Here is an 18040-nt window from a genome sequence, read left to right on the forward strand (position 1 = left end):
CGAAACCATCATCTCAATGGATCACAGGCCAATGATGCACTAACAATCAAATTGAACCAGTCAGATGAGGCTGCTCAACGGGATCACTCAAATTCTTTGCGGAGTTGCACTACCGTTTTTTGGGTTTGCCCAAGTTAGCAACTGATCATTTTGGTGAATCGAACTGTGACAATTATAAGTTTCGGCTTTGCACCCCGTACTGCGCCTTCAGTTGCTGAACCGATCCGCAATACACGTCCAAATCAACCTCTGGGGCAATACCGGACACTCGCTCGTTCGTAGAGTGCTGCCAAAACTCCCATTGCGGAGCATCCGGTGCGGGTCTGGCTGCGTATTCTGCCAGCCAGACCGGGTAGTTCCCGAAACCCGAAGTCAGCTCAGTCTCCCAGGTGTTCAGATTGGCATATACCATCGGCACCGTTCCGAAAGCCCTCTGAACGCTGGTAAGCCATTCCAGCGCGAGGCTTCGATAGGCGGCCCCCTGTGCCGTCGGGACGCCTTCAAGATCGAGTGTAAATGGCAGGTGCAGAAGGCCCGATTTTCCAACCGGGCCTTTCGAAAGAACAGCCTGCACTGCATCGATAAAATTTGTGACCTGTGGCTTGGCCGGGTGGCTGATGTGAAGCAGGTGATAGGCGCCGCACAGGATACCCACCTCATTCGCGCCCAGTACATTTGGCTGAAAATACGCATCCTTGATGCTGACGCTTTCGGTCGCCTTTATCAGCGCAAAAGAAACACCCGAGGCTGCGACTTGCGGCCAGTTGATATCCCGCTGATGATCACTGACATCTATCCCTTTTGCCTGCGCCTTATCTGGCGCCGCTTTGGGAATCTGACCCGATGGTTTGCGAAACGACCTTACAATTTTGCCCAGCCTACATGCCATCAGATCGGCCTTTTCTATCTGTCATAACACCGCATCCAACCGACATTTGATCAGCCAATAGACCGAGATGTTGATTGCGCGGGTCTCGGTCTCGCTGGTCAGGGCCGACCCTTTAACGACGTTGCCCGAATTGGATTGGGGTGTGGGGGCGATAACCGGTTCCGGGCCTAACACTCCGTTTGAAACCGTGCTGTCGCTTTGTTCCAGCACATGTTGGTGTTGCTGGAGCGCAGACAGTTGCAGCGACCCTACCCCGTCATATTTCTGGTTCTTTTTGTCGGTTCGGTACCTCTGGTCCTGATCCTTATCGACTTTCCCGCCGGGGTCGACCCCGCGCAGAAAATAGCCCTGGTAATCAGGCAGTCGAAACTCTCCGTCCTTGCCTTTACCAAACAGATATCCGATGGCGGCAAACAATTCCGGATAAGCGGAAATCAACAGAGGTGAGCCGTCGCAAACCTTCCAGCCATACTGTTGCAGATCAGTGGTCCCGCCCGCCAGCTTTTTGGATTGTCCCAGAAGCTCCCCGGAAAAAGCGATCACCGCGCCAACCGGCATTCCCAATACCCGGCCCGGAGACGGACCCCAGCCTTGTTGTGGTTCAAGCGGTCCGCCGGGGGCGTTTGGTCGGGGCGGGGTCGGAAAGCCTGGCGGTCTCATTCTGAATCCGTCTGACCTGGCAGATCACTATCCGCACTCAGCATGCACATATGCGTGGGCACCTGAACCGTCCAGGATTGCGCATTGCCTTCATCGTCTTGTGTATGTTCCGATTTAATCCGGGCCACAATTTCGGCGTCTTCGGGCAGGCAAGGGGCAAGATGATCTGCATCCGGCCAGATCCGGCCGGTGCGCAGGAAATACAGGAAACTGCGCGCGTGCTTTCTGTCGACCGGCGCCAGAATGCGCACACGGTCAGCGCGCAGAAAATCCCGGAACCGCAGGTCGGGTACGGTCTCGCGCAGGGCAAGATCCGCGGGGTCGCCTGTCAGATCGCTGACTTCGTCCTCGATATCCATGAATGTGGCGATGTCGGACCACCCGACCGTTTGTTGCAAATAGTGCCTGATACGCGGCTTGGCATAATCCGGGGCCACGGCATCCTTCTCGGACCCGCTGAGGGTCAAGATTTGCTCCTGGGCCGCGGACAGGATTTCCGTCGTCATCGCCTTGTTCAGGAACGCAGGGTTCTGAGCCTCAATCGCAGCCACCTGTTGTTCCAGTTTGCGACGGTAACCCTCTAGCTGCCGCGCATACGCTTCCTTGATCAGCCTATAGGTTTCGAATTGCCAGTCGGAATAAGTCTGCGCCGACCGTTGGCACGTCACTTCAAGAGTTGCCGCAAAGAAACCGGTCAATTCGGTTTGCAAATGCATTGGTGCAGGATCGGGAACCGGCATATCCGGCGGAGAGTTGGGCTCGGACGATTGTGTGGCTGCGGTTTGCTTGAGGCTGCACAGAATGGTGAACCCAAGCGGATGGCCTTCATCTGCCGGAGAGGTTCCGGTTCCGAACCCTTTATCCAGCTGGGCGCTCAGCACCTGCGCGCCCGAGGCTTGGCTGACAGGCAGGCGCAGTGGCTGCGGTGACTTGTCCGCATGGCCGTTTGAACCGGGCGGGGCGGATTTGTCCCCCGCTTGCTGCGGTTGCAGGGCGACCGAGCCCACGATGACATGGGTTTCTGCGGGAGTTCCGACACTCATCACCGTTGCTGTTGCTTTGATGGGCTCAAAGCCTCTGGGGATCAGGACGGCGCCATCGGCCACTGGCGTATGGCTTTGCACCGTTTGGCTGACCACAAGCTTGAATGGCGGGGCCATACGAGTCTCTTCCACGCCAAATTCCTGAAACGCCTCGAGATAAAATATCTTGCCATCGTCTGTCTTGCCAGTCTCATCGGTCAAATCCTGAAATCCGCTTATCCCAAACTCGCCTGGAGATTTCGGTGGGCGCAGATCAAGCTGCCAGGACCGGCGAATATGCCGGACAAGATTCTCACCCGGGCTGGGGACCATGATCTCAAAAATCAAAACCTCGCCCAGACTTTTCGTGCGCAAGCGAAAGCTTCTGTTCACCCAACGATAGATGCCGCGGATATCCGTGCCGTTCCGCCGATTGTCAAAGCGCGTCACATCCGAGTATTCGGTTTCTTCAACTTCGGATAACTCGCGCGTATGGCGCATTTCGCGTGACAGGTTTCGCACCGTTTTCTCGACGATGTCGCGGGCAAATTTCAGGTCGTTTTTCGCGAAGCCTCCGGCTGGCTGCTCTTGCACCCACCAATTCCCAGTAACACTCATCTTATTGCCATCTGTCGGCATTCCGTACTGGGTGTCGTAAGAGTTGACATGCGTGGTCGAGACATGGTCGGCCAACGTCTTTTGCACCTGATTGATCAGGTCCGAAACCGAGGTATCCTCGTCCCGCCGGGCAATTTTGGTGGTCACATCGGAATGTGCCTCATGGCTTTCGCGGCGCTGCAATCTCCGGTTTCGCGTCTCGCGCATTTCACCGCGCAGGACATTTTCGATACGCTGCACGTCGCCCAATTCATACCCAAGCGGCTGATACCGGATCGAACGGGCAAGCCCGTATGAATAGGCGCGCACCCAGCCGGGCTTTGTCAATTTCAGAGGGATCTGATGATCTGTATCCTTTGCTGCAACCGGCGCAGGTTTTTTCGGCTCGAATATGGAGCCAGGCAAAACCAGCGTCGCATGCATCCAAGCTTTGATCTGTTGTCCGGTGACCGGATCGGTCATCAAGCTGGCCTGCCCTCCTTCGGTTGCAGCCAGCGCACGGGTCAGAACGTGATGGGTAGTCAACACCTGAATCAGAACTGCAAGTTCGTCTTTTTGCCAGCCAGCCAAAAGGTTCAGCGCAACGATGCTTTCCCAGATGCGGGCCAGTTCCTTTTGCGCATCCGGTGCATTTGCCAGAACCTTGAATGCGGCCCATCCGCCCAGACGGGCCTTGATCAGATCTGTGATCTGGGCCAGCGAAAAATCAGGCAGCTCTCGCAGAGCCGGCCACAATTCAGGATAAGAACTGAATGGCGGGCCAAGCGATTCAATCGAGGAGATGAACCCTTTGGGTTTGCCCGGTTCGGCCGCAGGCTGAGCCTTGCCGGATTGCCCCGCATCCGATGCCGGATGGGGCGAACTATTCCCACCTGGTGTATTGTCGGTGTTCGAGCTTGGATCCACGTAAGTAACCGCCAAAGCCTCCTGCCCTGACCTGTCCCCGGATTTTGAAACAAGGCTTTGCAGGAACACGCTGTTCGCCAGGATCTTTTGCGGAACCTCCATGAAACCCGCATCCAGCGCGCCCGGCGCTATCGACGGCCAATGTTTCATATAGATGAAGGGGAACAGCTCATCCCAGCGCAGGTTAGCGCCCTGAGTGGCCGGGCTCAGCCCATCAGAATCCGGGTCATCGCTAAATGGATTATCACCATCACCGCCGTGAGTGTGGCTTGGCTGATCTGGGTCATGCCCGTCATGTCCACCTGAACCGTTTTGCCCGGTGCCAGAGTTCCCACCATCATCGGCCCCGCCCCCTGCCCCGGAATCGGGCGATGGAATATGGCTTGGCTTGCCAAATTCAGACATAAAACCCTGAAAACGCCAGACACGACCGGTCTCGGGTTCTTGCAGAGCCAAGGCCCCAAGGACTTGCTGAGACAACGGCGTACTCAACCCGCTTTGCCAGGTCAGGGTACCGGTCAACCGCTCACCGGTTTCGAACAGCACATTCAGCGGCGTTCTTTCCTTGTACCTCAGAACAGGGCCGCGCACGGCCTTGCCCGGTGTCTTGGTGAAAAAGAACTGGACGGTCACGAATTCAGGGGGATCGGCACCATGGGGATGGGTTTCGAAATTGGCAACCAACTGGTTGCGCAAATCCTCGAACGGGGCATCCATCCAAATGAGTTTGGGGTCCTGGCTGGTCATGCCCGTTAAGCGTCTTCCACCGCCAACACGACCTCAAGCTCGCTGATCGCCTGCAGTGAACCCTTGGTCAGCTTGCTAGATTTCAAGCCACTGATTTCCAGACGCTCGATGTCGAGTTGCCAGACGTCGACACCGGTATGGATATTGTCAAAAGGCGCATGCGGATAGAATACCTCGATCTCGGTGTATTCATACAGGTTGTCTTGAATCACGGCCAACATCGCCGCGCGAGCCTCGGCCAACACCTCAACCATATAGTCGCGAATGCGGTCCAGATCCGCGTCGGACACTTCGGCGAAATAAACCGCGGATCGCGTGCCATCTTCGTCGAAACGGGTCACGACTTCGGTCGCCGGGGCGAGCAATATTTCATGCTCGCCCTCGATTGACACGGGCCCCTTGTCTGCCGCTTCTGGGGGAAGAAACTCGATCAGCGCACCGCAACAATCAATCAGAATTTGCTGGCCGGCTTCGGCAATGAAATTATCATCCTCCCAAAGCTCAATCGCGATTTCAGGATCAACCTTTGCGTATGGCAAAGCATAGCGCCCACCACCCTGTAATTTCTGACCTTCAGGGAAAATCTGCCCGCCGTTTCCGCGTTGGAAATAGGTCAGGATGGGTCGGCGAAACATCAGAAACCGACCAGAGCGGGTATGTACGAGTGCATAAACCTGAAAGGCCATATGTCTTCTCCTCCGATATGTTAATTCGGGCTGTCGGTGACTTAGTCCAAACCCAATACGCGACGGACGCGGCTCAGCTCGCGGTCATGAACCGTCAGAGCATCCAGAAACAGAGAGACCGCAACCCGGTTATCCGCAGAATAATGCCCGCCCAGAACATGCTCCAGCGCAGCCGGGCAGTGGTCATAGGCATCCGCGATATTGTCGACGCTCAGCGCGCGCATCCCAGTACGCAGAACCTTGTCGCAATAGGCGGCAAAGCTGGCGTTCAGGTCGTTGATCACGATCCGCTCGGTTTTAGGTGAGGTCGACGGCTTGTACGGCTCGTAAAGTGGCACCCAGCTTTCGGCGCGCCCCAGATGGGTCGAGGTGGGCGGATAGCCATTGGCGGTCATGAACATCGTACAGCCAAAACACGAGGCCAGCTTGGTGGTACAGTCACCAACCGTAATTTCATAAGGCGTGCAATGCGGGCCCAGATGATAGGCCTTGTAGATCGCCTGGATCATACCGTGGGTATAGCCCTTAACGCCTTCGTCCCCGCTTTCATCGACGAAATTCATACCCTGATCAAAGCGCATAATATTGGTGATCTGGTCCGACCGGTTTGTCGCCCCGTGATCGGGTTCCCCTTCCTTCGGAGCATCCTGCGCCAGATCGCCGCCAATGATGCCCCAACCAACGCAGTCATGGTCATGGGTATCGCGACGAACGCGCGGGTTCCACAGGGCAGAATCCTCGGGCGGCAACCACCGAGGGTACCATCCCTCGAAAATATTGTCGTCATGATCGCCCGCATCCAGATCAGGGATATGGAACCGCGCGCTTGGCATTGGACCGACCGGATCGGTGTCGCCTTCGACATTTCCGTTATCGACAAACCCGGTATAGGCCCCCAGCCCGATATACTGATAAGCGGGGTCGCGATCCCTTTGCTTGATCTCATCATATAGCACCTGCCCCTTGTCACTGAGGTGGTGTTCGGGGTGGCGGATATCGCCCTCGGTCGGAGGCTCATGCCCGGCCAAGCCATAAACCCCAACGATCACAGCGCCGGTTTTATGATCGACGGCCGTCCCTGCCCTAACAGAATGACCCTGCATGTCGATTTCCAAAGCGGCCAGCTGTCCGATTTTCTGGGCGGCTTGCTGAAGCTGATCCCATTCGCGGGACCATTTGTCGGACCTGGGCATCTCGTCAGAAGGTTCCATTGAAAACTGCACATCGACATTGGCCCGGATCTGTTCGATCGAATGACCTACGATGGCGGCGGCAACGATATAGTCCGCTTCAAGCTTGGGATCAGCACCGCCGTTGGTCAGGATTCCGGATGTACGTCTGTAAGCCATCAATTCACTCCTCCAAAGTTTCGCCCGCTTGGGGCGTCATGAATATTGAATGTCGTAACCAACAAAATTGATCGGATCGGAATTCGGACCCGGCGTGCCGCCATACATGGCGACGCGCATTGCCTGGACCTGGTGCAGATCAAAACTGGCCACACCCGGACCTATTTCCCGGCGGTCGATCCGAAAACCCTGCCGCGTTGTCATATCGGCCGCAAAGTTCAGCCGGTCCGGAGCCCGGAGCACGCATTCTCCCTGCAAAGGCAGGCGGGTTTCGGTCAGGGGAAAGCCGCAGCGCACGACCTGCACCTTGTGCAACCGATGCCCTTTTGGAACCGTGATGGTCAGGTCAATCCCGTCGCCTTTGCGCCGGGGTTCGATCGTTGCCTCGCCACAGACAACTTTGCGATCCACCAGAACATCGGGCGAGATATTGCCCTCGCAGGTGACGAACCTGACCGACAGGGTCAGATCAATCTGAAAGCTTCGGTACCAGCGATACGGGCATTGCAGAACAACCTGCCAGGTTAATGGCCTGATGTGCTGGTCGTGATCCAAACAGTCCCAGAACAGGCCAACCCTGCGCACATTGGGGTTTAATGATCGGTTCTCAAATACGAGTTGGGTTGTCATCGCGCCACCCTGACGAATCTGTGTTATGAACTCGACGGCGGCGGCGACAGCCTCATGATAAAACCAAGCTGTTGAAACCCCGGCTCCAGGCCGGATTTCAGACGCAACCTCAAGAACTTTCCATCCGGCTCGCCACTGATTTTGACGTGGCCGACCACTGTGAAATCTGTTTTTCCCTTATCGCCCTTGGACGTTGACGCTTTGGTATCACTGCTGGACTTGGGTTTGGCCGGTTTGGGAACTTCAACCCAGCCATCACTGACCGCAAGAGCCTGAATTTTGGATGAAACCCCGTCCTTAGAATATGTGTAGTCAGTGAAGGTGACGGTTACGTCCTCAAATTTCCCGGCATCGTCCACCTTGTACTGGACCGAAATCTGAAGCCCGTTATAGGGGGGCTTGTTGCGCCCGGTCTTATGGAAATCGCCAGATTGCCAAACCTGTTTGATGGGCTTCAAACTGTCTTTCTTGTCCGCGTCATCCTTGGGTTTCGAATCCGGCTTTTTGGGATTCGCGGGCTTTACCGGCGTCGGGGTATCAGCGGCAGCCTTCTGATCGCTGTCTTCGTCGCCCTCAGACCGTTTGCGTTTTAGGGCGATTGTTGTGTCGGCAGTTTTGGTCATGACACACCTCCTCTTTCCATAGCTCCGTCAAGCGGTGTGCATCCTGCGGCTAGTAATCCGCCGCAGGGCGCGTTTACGCATTGATGTTTGCCAGCTGGAAATCAAAGGGGGTAGAGTTTTTGCCAGGCCCGCCGCCCGACATCACGATATCAGCGCTTTGGATGCCGAACAGATTGATCTCGGTGTTGATCTGACTGATGATCGCCGAGTCCATGACCTGGCCCTCTTCGATCTGCGACACCACGCCGATATAGATGGTCGGGTGGAACTGAAAGACGCCCTTCTGCCCCGGTGCAAGGTTGGTCTTGGCGGCCAGAAGTTTGCCTTCGCGATAGATATTCGCGTTGATCGATCCCATGGTCAGGTTGTTGCGCAGCTCGACCTCATTCGGCGACGTTGCCGGGGTCTTGGCCAGGCGCAAGATATCCCCGCTGGTGTCTTTGACCATTTCGTAGGCCTGACCGTCATAGGCCGTCATCTGCGGCGTATAGTTCCCATAGCTGTCCGAGGCCGAAACCTGAAACTTCAGCGGGTATTTGAAGGGGTGATAATCCAGACGCCCCAGGTTTTTGATGACTTTCCACGCGATAGCGAGTTCGCCGAAATCTTCGGCCACGTTTTGCTGGAAAATAACGATCGATGAATTATTGGCATCATCCGAGTGATTGACCAATCTGAGTTGAATATTTTCGGTAACCAATTTCAGATTCCTTCCATTAGCGGTTCTTGTCGAGAACGACGAAATCGTGAATCAATGCTAGCTGAGAACTCTGTAATTCGATCTTTGCAGGAATCATCATTTCCTTTGATCTTTGCACTGTTAGACCCCTGCCCGCGGTAACCGGTGCACACTTTGGCCAGCCTCGCGCGCGCAGGAGCATGCTCATCCAGGACGTGTTTTGGGTGATGCTTAGTTCATCGAATTGCGATAGCGCCGATACTCTGACGGCGAGACGTCGAATTCCCGTTTGAACGCGGTCGAAAAGTTATTCGCATCCTCGTAGCCAACTTTGAAGGCGATGTCCTGAATGCTGTGCTGCCCCTCAAGAACCAGGGCCGCTGCATAGTTCAACCTGTAGCGCCGAAACCAAGCCATGGGGCCAACGCCGAACTCTTCCTTGAACCGCTTGGACAAGGTGTTCCGGTTTGACCCGACCACTTGCGCCAAGGCGTCAATGCCGCCTGTAAATTCGGGCTCGGTAGAAAGGAAATTACAAGCAGCATTGACCAACGTATCTTTTGAAAAGTACTCGGCAGAGACATTCTGTTTCATCAATGCTCGCGCCGCACTGAATCTGTGCTGGATTTCGCTGGTGACAAATGGATAGGCAATATAGTCGCTGTATCCTTGCGAATATACTTCGGCACGCGCCGTCGACAAACCCAGGTTGATCAGTGCAAAACTGTGCTGGCGCTTATGCGACCCGGCAGGTTTTGGGGCATTGGCCGGCACAAAACGCTTCAGGCACTGACGTACAACGATTGCTTTTTCATGGTGAGAAATGCCTGTGCTTTCTGCATCGTTCGACACGCGGTATCCCATAGACCTTTCAACTATGCTGCGAAATTCGGACAAAAGGCGCGGTGTAAACTCCAAGCAGATCACTCGGTCACGATCATAAGGACTATGCATAAAATTCCCCATCCAAAAAACTTCTGAAAATTTTGTAGGGCGCCACGCAGAGTGCGACCTCTGCTGATCTGAAAAATCAACTTGAGTCGCTGAGCCGCCACCACAACTTTCGATTGAGTACAAAAGGTCTGGGAACTTCTGTTAACTTATTCACATATTGCATTATTAGACCAATCCAATACGGCATTAACCATAAATGAGTGGCAAATTGCAAAGGGTTCTCCTTGCCAGCCAGACCAAGCTATGCCTTCTTCTGCCAACGCAATGGGAGACATGGCAGATGAGCGAAGCGGTCAAGCTGACACTGGATGAGATACGAAACCTAAGCCTGACCATTCTGTCCGGATCCGGATACGGGCCGGACCATGCAGCGGCCATCGCGGATATGCTGGTCACCTGTCAAATTGATGATTGCCAGTCGCACGGCCTGTTCCGACTGTTCATGTGCAATGACACCATGAAGGCAGGCAAGATTGACGGAAATGTCGCGCCAGCCATTACCCAATCGGATAACGCCATCGTTCGGGTCGATGCTCGCGGAGGTATGTCCCTGCTGGCATTTCATGAGGCACTTCCAATTCTGATCGAGAAAACCCGAACCCATGGTATTGCAGCCATGGCCATCAATCGCTGTTTTCATTTCTCTGCGCTCTGGCCCGAAGTGGAGCGGCTATCTGCTGCCGGCCTTGCGGCGATGGCGATGGTACCAAGCCATTCCTGGGTTGCCCCAGCCGGCGGCACCCGCGGTTCGTTGGGCACCAACCCGCTGGCATTCAGCTGGCCGCGACAGGGCAAGGATCCCTTCACCTTTGACTTCGCGACAAGCGCCTTTGCCCGTGGCGAAATCGAACTCTATCGCCGCGCAGGCAAGCCCCTACCCGATGGCGTAGCAATCGATAAGGACGGCAACCCAACCAACGACCCGCAGGCTGCGATGGAGGGTGCGATGTTGACCTTCGGCAGCTACAAGGGTTCGGCCCTGTCCATCATGATCGAACTCTTGGCCGGTCCGCTGATCGACGACCTGACCAGCCTGGAAAGCATGGAGTTTGCCGGCAACTCAGGCGGCGCCCCCTATCATGGTGAAATCCTTCTGGCCTTCGATCCGGGGCATTTCAGTGGTGGCCGAATAGACCCGAACGATGCAAGGGCAGAACGCCTGTTCGCTGACATCACCGATCAGGGCGCGCGCCTGCCATCCCAACGCCGGTTTGCCGCCCGGGCCCGTAACACGGAACGCGGATATGTAAAGATTGCCAAAACCCTCTATGACGATCTGCAAGAGTTGGCCCAACGGATTTAGCCCCCTTCCCCTCAGCAAAGCAGCTGGCTAAGAAGTCTCTCCGAACGACTGTCAGGAGGCCCCATTGGACCGCATCGCCCGCACCATCGCCACCGAGATCAACGCCCGACCCGATCAGGTAGGGGCCGCAGTAAAATTGCTGGACGAAGGCGCGACTGTGCCCTTTGTTGCGCGCTACCGCAAAGAAGCGACAGGCGGTTTGGACGATACCCAACTGCGCACCCTGTCAGAACGCCTGACCTATCTGCGCGAATTGGACGCCCGGCGCACAACCATCCTGAATTCGATCAAGGATCAAGGCAAGCTGACAGATGATCTTGCAAAATCCATTGCGCTGGCTGGCACCAAAGCACAGTTGGAAGACATCTACCTTCCCTACAAACCCAAGCGGCGCACCAAGGCAATGATCGCACGCGAGAACGGGTTGGAACCTCTGGCTGACGCAATTCTTGCAGACCGGTCTGTCGATCCCGATACCCTTGCCCAATCCTACCTGTCCGAGGCTGTTCCGACCAGCAAGGATGCCCTGAACGGTGCCCGCGACATTGTCACCGAACGACTAACCGAAAACGCCACCCTGTTAGGCGAACTGCGCAGCTTCATGCAGCGCGAGGCGCTGCTGACCTCAAAGGTGATTGATGGCAAACAACAGGATGGCGCGAAATTCAGCGACTATTTCGACCATTCCGAGCTGTGGGCCAAAACGCCGTCTCATCGGGCTTTGGCGATGCTTCGCGCGTCAAAAGAGGGCATCGTGACATTGGACATCGCGCCGGACCCCGAGACCGGCGCTGCTCGGGCGGAAGCGATCGTCGCATCACATCTGCTAACCCGCACGGATTCAACTGCCGATACTTGGTTACGCAAGGTGGCCGGTTGGACCTGGAGGGTAAAGCTCTCGCTGACGATGATGGTTGACCTGATGGCCGACCTCCGCAGCCGTGCCCAGGACGAGGCGATTTCTGTTTTCTCTCGCAATCTCAAAGATTTACTTTTCTCTGCGCCAGCTGGCGCCCGCCCAACCTTGGGGCTGGACCCTGGAATACGAACAGGTGTCAAAGCAGCGGTTGTCGATGCAACTGGCAAAGTGGTTGCAACTGAAACTATTTATCCATTCCAACCCAAGAATGACCTTCGAGGCGCGCAGGCCACAATCCTGCGCCTGATCGCCCAGCACGGCATTGAGCTTGTTGCAATCGGCAACGGAACAGCCAGCCGCGAAACCGAAAAGCTGGTTGGTGATACGCTCAAGGATTTGCCCAAGACTGTCAAAACCCCCACCAAAGTTGTCGTCTCGGAAGCCGGAGCGTCAGTCTATTCCGCATCCGAACTGGCCGCCCGAGAGTTCCCGGATCTGGACGTTTCCCTTCGCGGAGCGGTTTCAATCGCCCGTCGCTTGCAAGACCCTCTGGCCGAGCTGGTGAAGATCGAACCAAAATCCATTGGGGTCGGGCAATATCAGCACGATGTCGATCAATTTAAGCTTTCGCAATCACTGGCATCTGTCATCGAAGACGTTGTGAACGCCGTTGGGGTTGATCTGAATACTGCTTCTGCCCCATTGCTGTCGCATGTGTCCGGGTTAGGCCCGGGGCTGGCAGAATCCATCGTGTTGCACCGCGACATGAATGGTGCCTTTCAATCTCGTGCAGAGCTACTGAAGGTTGCGCGCCTTGGCCCCCGCGCATTCGAACAATGCGCAGGCTTTCTGCGGATACGCGATGGGGCCGAGCCCCTTGATGCGTCCTCGGTCCACCCCGAAGCTTATTCCGTGGCCCGGCGCGTTGTTGCCGCATGTGGGCGGGACATTCGGCAAATCATGGGGAATGAAGGGGCCCTGAACGGCCTGCGCGCCGAACAGTTTGTTAACGACAGTTTTGGCCTGCCCACGGTTCAGGACATATTCTCCGAGCTTGAAAAACCCGGTCGTGATCCCCGGCCAGATTTCAAAACAGCCTCGTTCGCTGATGGCGTGGAAGAGATCAGTGATTTGAAACCTGGAATGACCCTGGAGGGCACAGTAACCAATGTCGCGGCATTCGGCGCTTTTGTTGATATCGGTGTTCATCAGGACGGGTTGGTGCATATCAGCCAACTGGCAGATCGGTTTGTCAAAGATCCCCATGATGTCGTCAAAACCGGCCAGGTAGTTAAGGTACGGGTCGTCGAGGTGGATGCGCCGCGAAAACGCATCGGTCTGACGATGCGCAAGGATGGTGGCATTGAAACCCGGCAAAAGCGCGTTCAAAGCAGCGACCAATCGCGGCAAAGCCATACAAAACAAAAAGAAACACAACGCGCAAAAAACGGCAATAATGCGCAGCAGGGGGCACTTGCAGATGCGCTGAAATCTGCGTTCAAGAAACAATAATCTGCTAAAGGGTATGCACCCCCCTGCCCTTACCGCGATCAGTCGAAAGCGTCTGGCTCTAGCTCTTGCCAGAATTCGAAGATTGCGGTTGCGTTCAGCCCCGAGCGCCACGCATGCGCTCGGAAATGCTCGCGGTCCAGGTCGTTGTCTAGACCGGCAAGAAACAGTCTTTTATCTGCGTCCCTCTGTGTCGGGTTTCGCCGCGAAACCAGCTCTTCTACGATCGAGAGTTTCCGCGCCCGCTCCTCCCGCTCGGCTACCCGTTCGGCATAGGCTTTGTCTTCAACCGCCACTTGGGCCTGCCTCGCCTGCGCTTCTTCCAGTGCTTCGGGGCTGGGCTTCGCTGGCTGTTCCGGTTCAGGTGGCTGATAGTCATCGCGCAATGCAGCCGACAGATAGCCCAATGTGGATTTCACTCCGCCCTTTTGCCTTACGTAATCAAGTTTCTGCGCGACGTAGTCTTCACCATGTTCGGAAATCCACTGTCGGGCCAAACGATCCGAGACCCCTTGATCACGTAGCTTCGTGTACACCTGCATATTCCGAGCACCGTCACTGTCATCAATTTCGAACATCGCCTTTTGCGGGTTTCCCTTAATCCGAAAGCGAATATCGGTGACCGTCCGGCCTTTCTTTTGGAACTCGGGTTCGATCAGAATGTCCGAGCTTTTGTTCACCTCGGCAACCGCCGGTTTGATGATCTTGGCGTTGAGATGTTTGAAGCTGGTATAATAGTCGCTGCCATCTACCCCCATGAGCTTTCGAAAAACGTCCAAGGCCAACCAACCTGTCGACCCGATGCGCACAAAGCGATAGCAGTTTTCATACAGTGCCAATCCGTGCCCAGAACTAAAGTTGCGCTGAATCTGAACGTTGATCAGCGCATAGATTTTGGGATCATACAGCTTCTGCGCCAGCGCCGGTGAGTAGGCATATTCACAAACACCATTCTTGAGCTTGGCAAAACTCAGCAGAGAGGAAACACCCCATTCCTGACGCCCCTGCTCATCCAACATGTCCCATTCAGCGACAGTCTCGGCCAGGGCGCGCAGGCTTGCACGCAAGGTATCAAAATCGTTCGAGTTATAGCCAACCATCATCGCCAGAGTTCGTGCATCGATGGTATGGGTCTGTGCAGATGTCAGCGCATCATAGGCATTGAGAAGCAGGACATTCGACAGCTTTCGCTGAAGCAATGTCAACTTACCGCTGATGTGAATCGCGGCGACGTTCTTTTTCACCGTTTCCCTTCGCAAGGCTCCGGATAGGTGATCCATGTCTATTTGTGTTTCCGGCATGATTCTGCCTGACTGCTCTTTTTTTGTATTTCTGCCATGAAAGGTACCTATCAATCAACTTCTATTAGGTGCCCAAATACAGGATCAGGCTCATCCCGAAAACGGGTACCCTAAACAGATATACCTAAACTTATCCCCAGACCTATCATCGCGAGCCCGTCATAAGAACGACTCAGACAGGATCGAACGTACTGGAAACGGCTTTGTAAGTGTCTAATAGCGTCGAAGATCCACGTCCCTGCGAATCGGTGCCCTTGTTCCTGTCGAATGGTTCCTTTGGTCCCGTATCTGGGCACCTTTGATCCCGGAATCGGATACCCCAGGAACTGTAAATGGGTCCCTAATGTGATCTAACTTGTTGTTATAATTATCATATTCTTAATCTAAATCTCTTAAAGACTCTATAAATAATAAACTCTTTGTTGGCGTGCTCTCTCATTTTTCTAGAGTTTCGTGGCGAAACCCAGCCTCGCGCGCAAAAACTGTGGAAAACTTCCGATAGCAGGATAGCTTTAGAAGATAATGTTCGCTACATTCCTAAATATACGCCGCTAAGGCGAACATCTTCTGAGGCAACGACAGTGAACAAATCAAACCAACCTCCGTTACCGCCATATCTGAATCTTGATCCCGCAACAGCGGCCGGGAAGTTACCTGATCCTATAGGCACCTCTCGATTCGCAAAAGCAGCGGCATTCTGCGCCAAAGGCCGTGAGGATCTTGCTCGCCGAGGTTATGCCCCTGATGGTGAAAAGCGGCTGCGTAGGTTTTCAATCTGGGAAATAACTAAGTATCTAATTCCGGTTGCACCTGCGCATCTCCGCCGTGTCCTCAAAGCAAATCCTGATCTTCCTCAAGGCGAAGGAGAAGCTGGTTCAAAATGGTTCACTTTGGAAGAGGTCCTGACCTTGCGCCAGCATTTTGCGGCTGAAGGCGTCAGCACGAAGGAGTATCTTCCCTACCGGCCTGAAGGGCTTCCGGCAAAGGTTGTTTCCGTTGCAAATTTCAAAGGCGGTGTTGGAAAAACCTCGACCGCCGCCCATCTGGCCATGTCCGCCGCCTTGGACGGGTACAAAGTACTGGTAATCGACCTCGACAGCCAAGGATCCATGACGTCGATCCTTGGCGGGTCCGTCGCAGATGAATGGCAAACTGTGTTCCCCTTGATCGCAAAGGACTATGCTCGGGCGGTGCAGGAGGAAAACCGCGTGCGCAATGCGGCAGGTCAACCTGAAATTCCTTTGGATGAGACCTTGCAAGAGGCGCTTACAACGACTCCTGGCGATGTAATTCAGAACACCCATTGGCCAAATATTGATCTGATAGGTGCGCAGTTGAACCTTTACTGGGCCGAGTTCCAGATCCCAGTGTGGAGGATGGGGCTGAGAAGTTGGCCTTTGTGGGACGGCCTGACCAATTTCCTCGAGGATGAAGGTATCCTCAACGATTATGACATCGTCTTTCTCGATACGCCTCCTGCACTTGGGTACCTTACGATCAATGCACTGGCTGCTGCAGATATCCTTCTGGTTCCGCTTGGAGCTTCGTTTCTGGAGTTTGATTCAACGGGTCGGTTCTTTGACATGCTCTATACGACCTTCGCCAGTATCGAGGATGGAGAAAACACGGCACAACGCGCAGCTGGCTTGCCTGAGCTCAAGTTCGAATGGGATGTTGTACGCGCAATCATCACCCGGTTTGATGCCAGTCAGCAAACAGACATGGCGAACGTAATTCAGGCCTATTTTGGGGATTTCATGAATGCCTACCGGCAGGACTATACTGCTTTGGTCGGGCAGGCTGGTGAGCAGGTGAATGGGATCTACGAAGCCGACTACCGTGATTTTAACCGCGACACATATGTTCGGGGTCGGGAAACATTTGACCGGACTTACGCAGAATTCAAAGAGGTTCTGATCGGTTGCTGGTGGCGCGACGCTCAGATGGGAGGAGAAGCAGATGGCTAAACGCAGAAGACTGACCGCACCGGATACAACAGAGCTCGAACAGCTTGAAGCGGGTTTCGCCGCGAAACCGTCGATCAGCCCGTTTGAAGTAAGCTCGTCAGCACCTCCAATAGCTCAGGTTGCGGCGGAGGCCGCCACTTTGGGTGGCATGGCGTCCGTGACAGACAGGGTCGCTTTGGCCCAGGACCAAGGTGATGCAGCTCGATGGCGCGATGCACAGACCGCCGGTTTGATTGCGGAAAAAATACCGCTGGATCAGATTGATCCTGATTTTATCCGCCGTGACCGGATGGTTGAAGACGAAGAAGCCATGGCGGAACTGTTGGAATCGTTGCGCGTTCACGGCTTGAGAACGCCAATCGAGGTGAGCCGGGTCGGTGACAGTTTTGGCCTGATCTCGGGCTATCGGCGCCTGGAAGCCTTCAAGCGGCTGTCCCAAAGTGATGCTCGGTTCATCGAGATTCCTGCATTTGTCCGTGAGGCTGGAACGGGGCAGGGCGCTTACGTCTCGATGGTGGAAGAGAATGAGTTGCGCTCAAACCTCAGCCCTTATGAACGCGGGCGCGTCGCGGTTCTGGCGGCAGGGCAGGGGGTTTTTGCTTCAACCGAGGCCGCTGTCGATGTGCTTTTTGCTGCAGCGTCCAAAGCCAAACGGTCCAAGGTCCGTAGCTTTGCTATGGTGCATGAAGCGTTGGGGGATTTGCTGCAACATCCCGTGTCGTTGTCAGAAAAGGCCGGGCTCAAGCTTGCTTCGGCATTGCGGGACGGGGCACAAACCAGATTGCGTCAGGCATTGGCTGGCGCCGGCCCGTTGGATTCCAAATCCGAATGGGGTCTGCTTGAAGCGGCAATCAAGGGCGTGCCGGACGCGAAAAAAGCTAAATCGCGCGGCGGGCGCCCGCAGCAGGTGCAACGCTTGACACCGGTTGTCCTTCCCACAGGCGGCACAATTCAGGCGGAGGTGACATCTGGGGAACTCCGCCTCAGGATACGCGGGCGGGAAATTTCAGTTGATGAGGCTCAAAAACTGATCGACCAGATTGGCAACCATCTGGGTTAGTCCTTTGACGAGACCGGGATAGGTCGGTCTCGTCGCCAAACAAATCAAAGAGCTGACTGGATTGGTTAGCAGAGGTGAATTCTACTACCGTCAAGGTAATGATCAAAATGTGGAAAAAATGATTATTATGAATTCAAGATCCTTTGGAGGTGCTCGCTAGGGATGTGTCGCAAACTTTTGCAACGACCATAGGCAGTCAACGGTTCTGTCGCAAACTTTTTAGATGGCAAAGCATCAGTGGATTTGGCGAGCAGTTTATCCCGCCATTTGGATGAACT

General features: G+C 55.0%; 14 protein-coding genes. 4 read left to right on the forward strand and 10 right to left on the reverse strand.

Features of this window, described 5'->3' with window-relative positions:
• Positions 1–172 precede the first annotated feature (172 nt).
• The 9 genes from AC2FJV_RS19610 to AC2FJV_RS19650 all read right to left on the reverse strand — a co-directional run bounded on the left by AC2FJV_RS19610 (position 173) and on the right by AC2FJV_RS19650 (position 9673).
• Positions 173–889, reverse strand: coding sequence for a glycoside hydrolase family 25 protein (locus AC2FJV_RS19610; protein WP_496714435.1), 717 nt, complete (start codon positions 887–889; stop codon positions 173–175).
• Positions 890–910: 21 nt separating this feature from the next.
• Positions 911–1549 carry a tail fiber protein gene (locus tag AC2FJV_RS19615; protein ID WP_496714437.1) on the reverse strand — a complete coding sequence of 213 codons (639 nt, stop codon included), beginning with the start codon at positions 1547–1549 and terminating at the stop codon, positions 911–913.
• Positions 1546–4842: a hypothetical protein gene (locus AC2FJV_RS19620; protein ID WP_496714438.1), complete on the reverse strand. Its 3297-nt coding sequence runs from the start codon at positions 4840–4842 to the stop codon at positions 1546–1548. Before AC2FJV_RS19620 ends, AC2FJV_RS19615 begins: the two co-directional genes overlap by 4 nt.
• Positions 4843–4847: 5 nt before the next feature.
• Positions 4848–5528 (reverse strand): hypothetical protein, encoded by a 681-nt coding sequence (locus AC2FJV_RS19625; RefSeq protein WP_496714440.1) that lies wholly within the window; start codon positions 5526–5528, stop codon positions 4848–4850.
• Between the two features lie 41 nt (positions 5529–5569).
• Complete coding sequence (locus AC2FJV_RS19630) at positions 5570–6877, reverse strand: hypothetical protein (protein WP_496690555.1); 1308 nt, start codon at positions 6875–6877, stop codon at positions 5570–5572.
• Positions 6878–6913: 36 nt separating this feature from the next.
• On the reverse strand, positions 6914–7507 hold the full coding sequence (locus tag AC2FJV_RS19635; protein ID WP_281973906.1) for a hypothetical protein: 594 nt from the start codon (positions 7505–7507) through the stop codon (positions 6914–6916).
• Between the two features lie 23 nt (positions 7508–7530).
• Positions 7531–8130, reverse strand: coding sequence for a hypothetical protein (locus AC2FJV_RS19640; RefSeq protein ID WP_271952480.1), 600 nt, complete (start codon positions 8128–8130; stop codon positions 7531–7533).
• Positions 8131–8203: 73 nt separating this feature from the next.
• A complete protein-coding gene (locus AC2FJV_RS19645) occupies positions 8204–8830 on the reverse strand; it encodes a hypothetical protein (protein WP_142640307.1) in 627 nt (208 codons plus the stop codon).
• A gap of 210 nt (positions 8831–9040) precedes the next feature.
• The gene (locus AC2FJV_RS19650) at positions 9041–9673 is read right to left on the reverse strand and encodes a helix-turn-helix transcriptional regulator (RefSeq protein WP_496714442.1); all 633 of its coding nucleotides are present in this window, start codon (positions 9671–9673) and stop codon (positions 9041–9043) included.
• A gap of 370 nt (positions 9674–10043) precedes the next feature.
• Between AC2FJV_RS19650 and AC2FJV_RS19655 the strand changes: the two genes are divergently transcribed.
• The gene (locus AC2FJV_RS19655; protein ID WP_496710114.1) at positions 10044–11066 is read left to right on the forward strand and encodes an Ldh family oxidoreductase; all 1023 of its coding nucleotides are present in this window, start codon (positions 10044–10046) and stop codon (positions 11064–11066) included.
• A 64-nt stretch (positions 11067–11130) separates the two neighbouring features.
• Positions 11131–13437, forward strand: coding sequence for a Tex family protein (locus tag AC2FJV_RS19660; RefSeq protein WP_496690556.1), 2307 nt, complete (start codon positions 11131–11133; stop codon positions 13435–13437).
• A 38-nt stretch (positions 13438–13475) separates the two neighbouring features.
• Here the strand turns inward: AC2FJV_RS19660 and AC2FJV_RS19665 are convergent, their stop codons facing one another.
• A complete protein-coding gene (locus tag AC2FJV_RS19665) occupies positions 13476–14735 on the reverse strand; it encodes a replication initiation protein (RefSeq protein WP_281995019.1) in 1260 nt (419 codons plus the stop codon).
• A gap of 581 nt (positions 14736–15316) precedes the next feature.
• On the opposite strand from AC2FJV_RS19665, the gene AC2FJV_RS19670 reads away from it, so the two are divergent.
• Positions 15317–16702, forward strand: a complete 1386-nt coding sequence (locus AC2FJV_RS19670; protein ID WP_496679694.1) for an AAA family ATPase — start codon at positions 15317–15319, stop codon at positions 16700–16702.
• Positions 16695–17762 (forward strand): ParB/RepB/Spo0J family partition protein, encoded by a 1068-nt coding sequence (locus tag AC2FJV_RS19675; protein WP_496714444.1) that lies wholly within the window; start codon positions 16695–16697, stop codon positions 17760–17762. Before AC2FJV_RS19670 ends, AC2FJV_RS19675 begins: the two co-directional genes overlap by 8 nt.
• Positions 17763–18040: the final 278 nt, after the last annotated feature.

The sequence above is a fragment of the Ruegeria sp. CDSA241 genome (assembly GCF_059611265.1).

Bases quoted from the DNA above. Each gene is read 5' to 3' on its own strand.
- AC2FJV_RS19630 (WP_496690555.1), bottom strand. From the start codon at position 6,877: ATGGCTTACAGACGTACATCCGGAATCCTGACCAACGGCGGTGCTGAT.
- AC2FJV_RS19655 (WP_496710114.1), top strand. From the start codon at position 10,044: ATGAGCGAAGCGGTCAAGCTGACACTGGATGAGATACGAAACCTAAGC.
- AC2FJV_RS19620 (WP_496714438.1), bottom strand. From the start codon at position 4,842: ATGACCAGCCAGGACCCCAAACTCATTTGGATGGATGCCCCGTTCGAG.
- AC2FJV_RS19675 (WP_496714444.1), top strand. From the start codon at position 16,695: ATGGCTAAACGCAGAAGACTGACCGCACCGGATACAACAGAGCTCGAA.
- AC2FJV_RS19665 (WP_281995019.1), bottom strand. From the start codon at position 14,735: ATGCCGGAAACACAAATAGACATGGATCACCTATCCGGAGCCTTGCGA.
- AC2FJV_RS19615 (WP_496714437.1), bottom strand. From the start codon at position 1,549: ATGAGACCGCCAGGCTTTCCGACCCCGCCCCGACCAAACGCCCCCGGC.
- AC2FJV_RS19610 (WP_496714435.1), bottom strand. From the start codon at position 889: ATGGCATGTAGGCTGGGCAAAATTGTAAGGTCGTTTCGCAAACCATCG.
- AC2FJV_RS19640 (WP_271952480.1), bottom strand. From the start codon at position 8,130: ATGACCAAAACTGCCGACACAACAATCGCCCTAAAACGCAAACGGTCT.
- AC2FJV_RS19625 (WP_496714440.1), bottom strand. From the start codon at position 5,528: ATGGCCTTTCAGGTTTATGCACTCGTACATACCCGCTCTGGTCGGTTT.
- AC2FJV_RS19650 (WP_496714442.1), bottom strand. From the start codon at position 9,673: ATGGGATACCGCGTGTCGAACGATGCAGAAAGCACAGGCATTTCTCAC.
- AC2FJV_RS19635 (WP_281973906.1), bottom strand. From the start codon at position 7,507: ATGACAACCCAACTCGTATTTGAGAACCGATCATTAAACCCCAATGTG.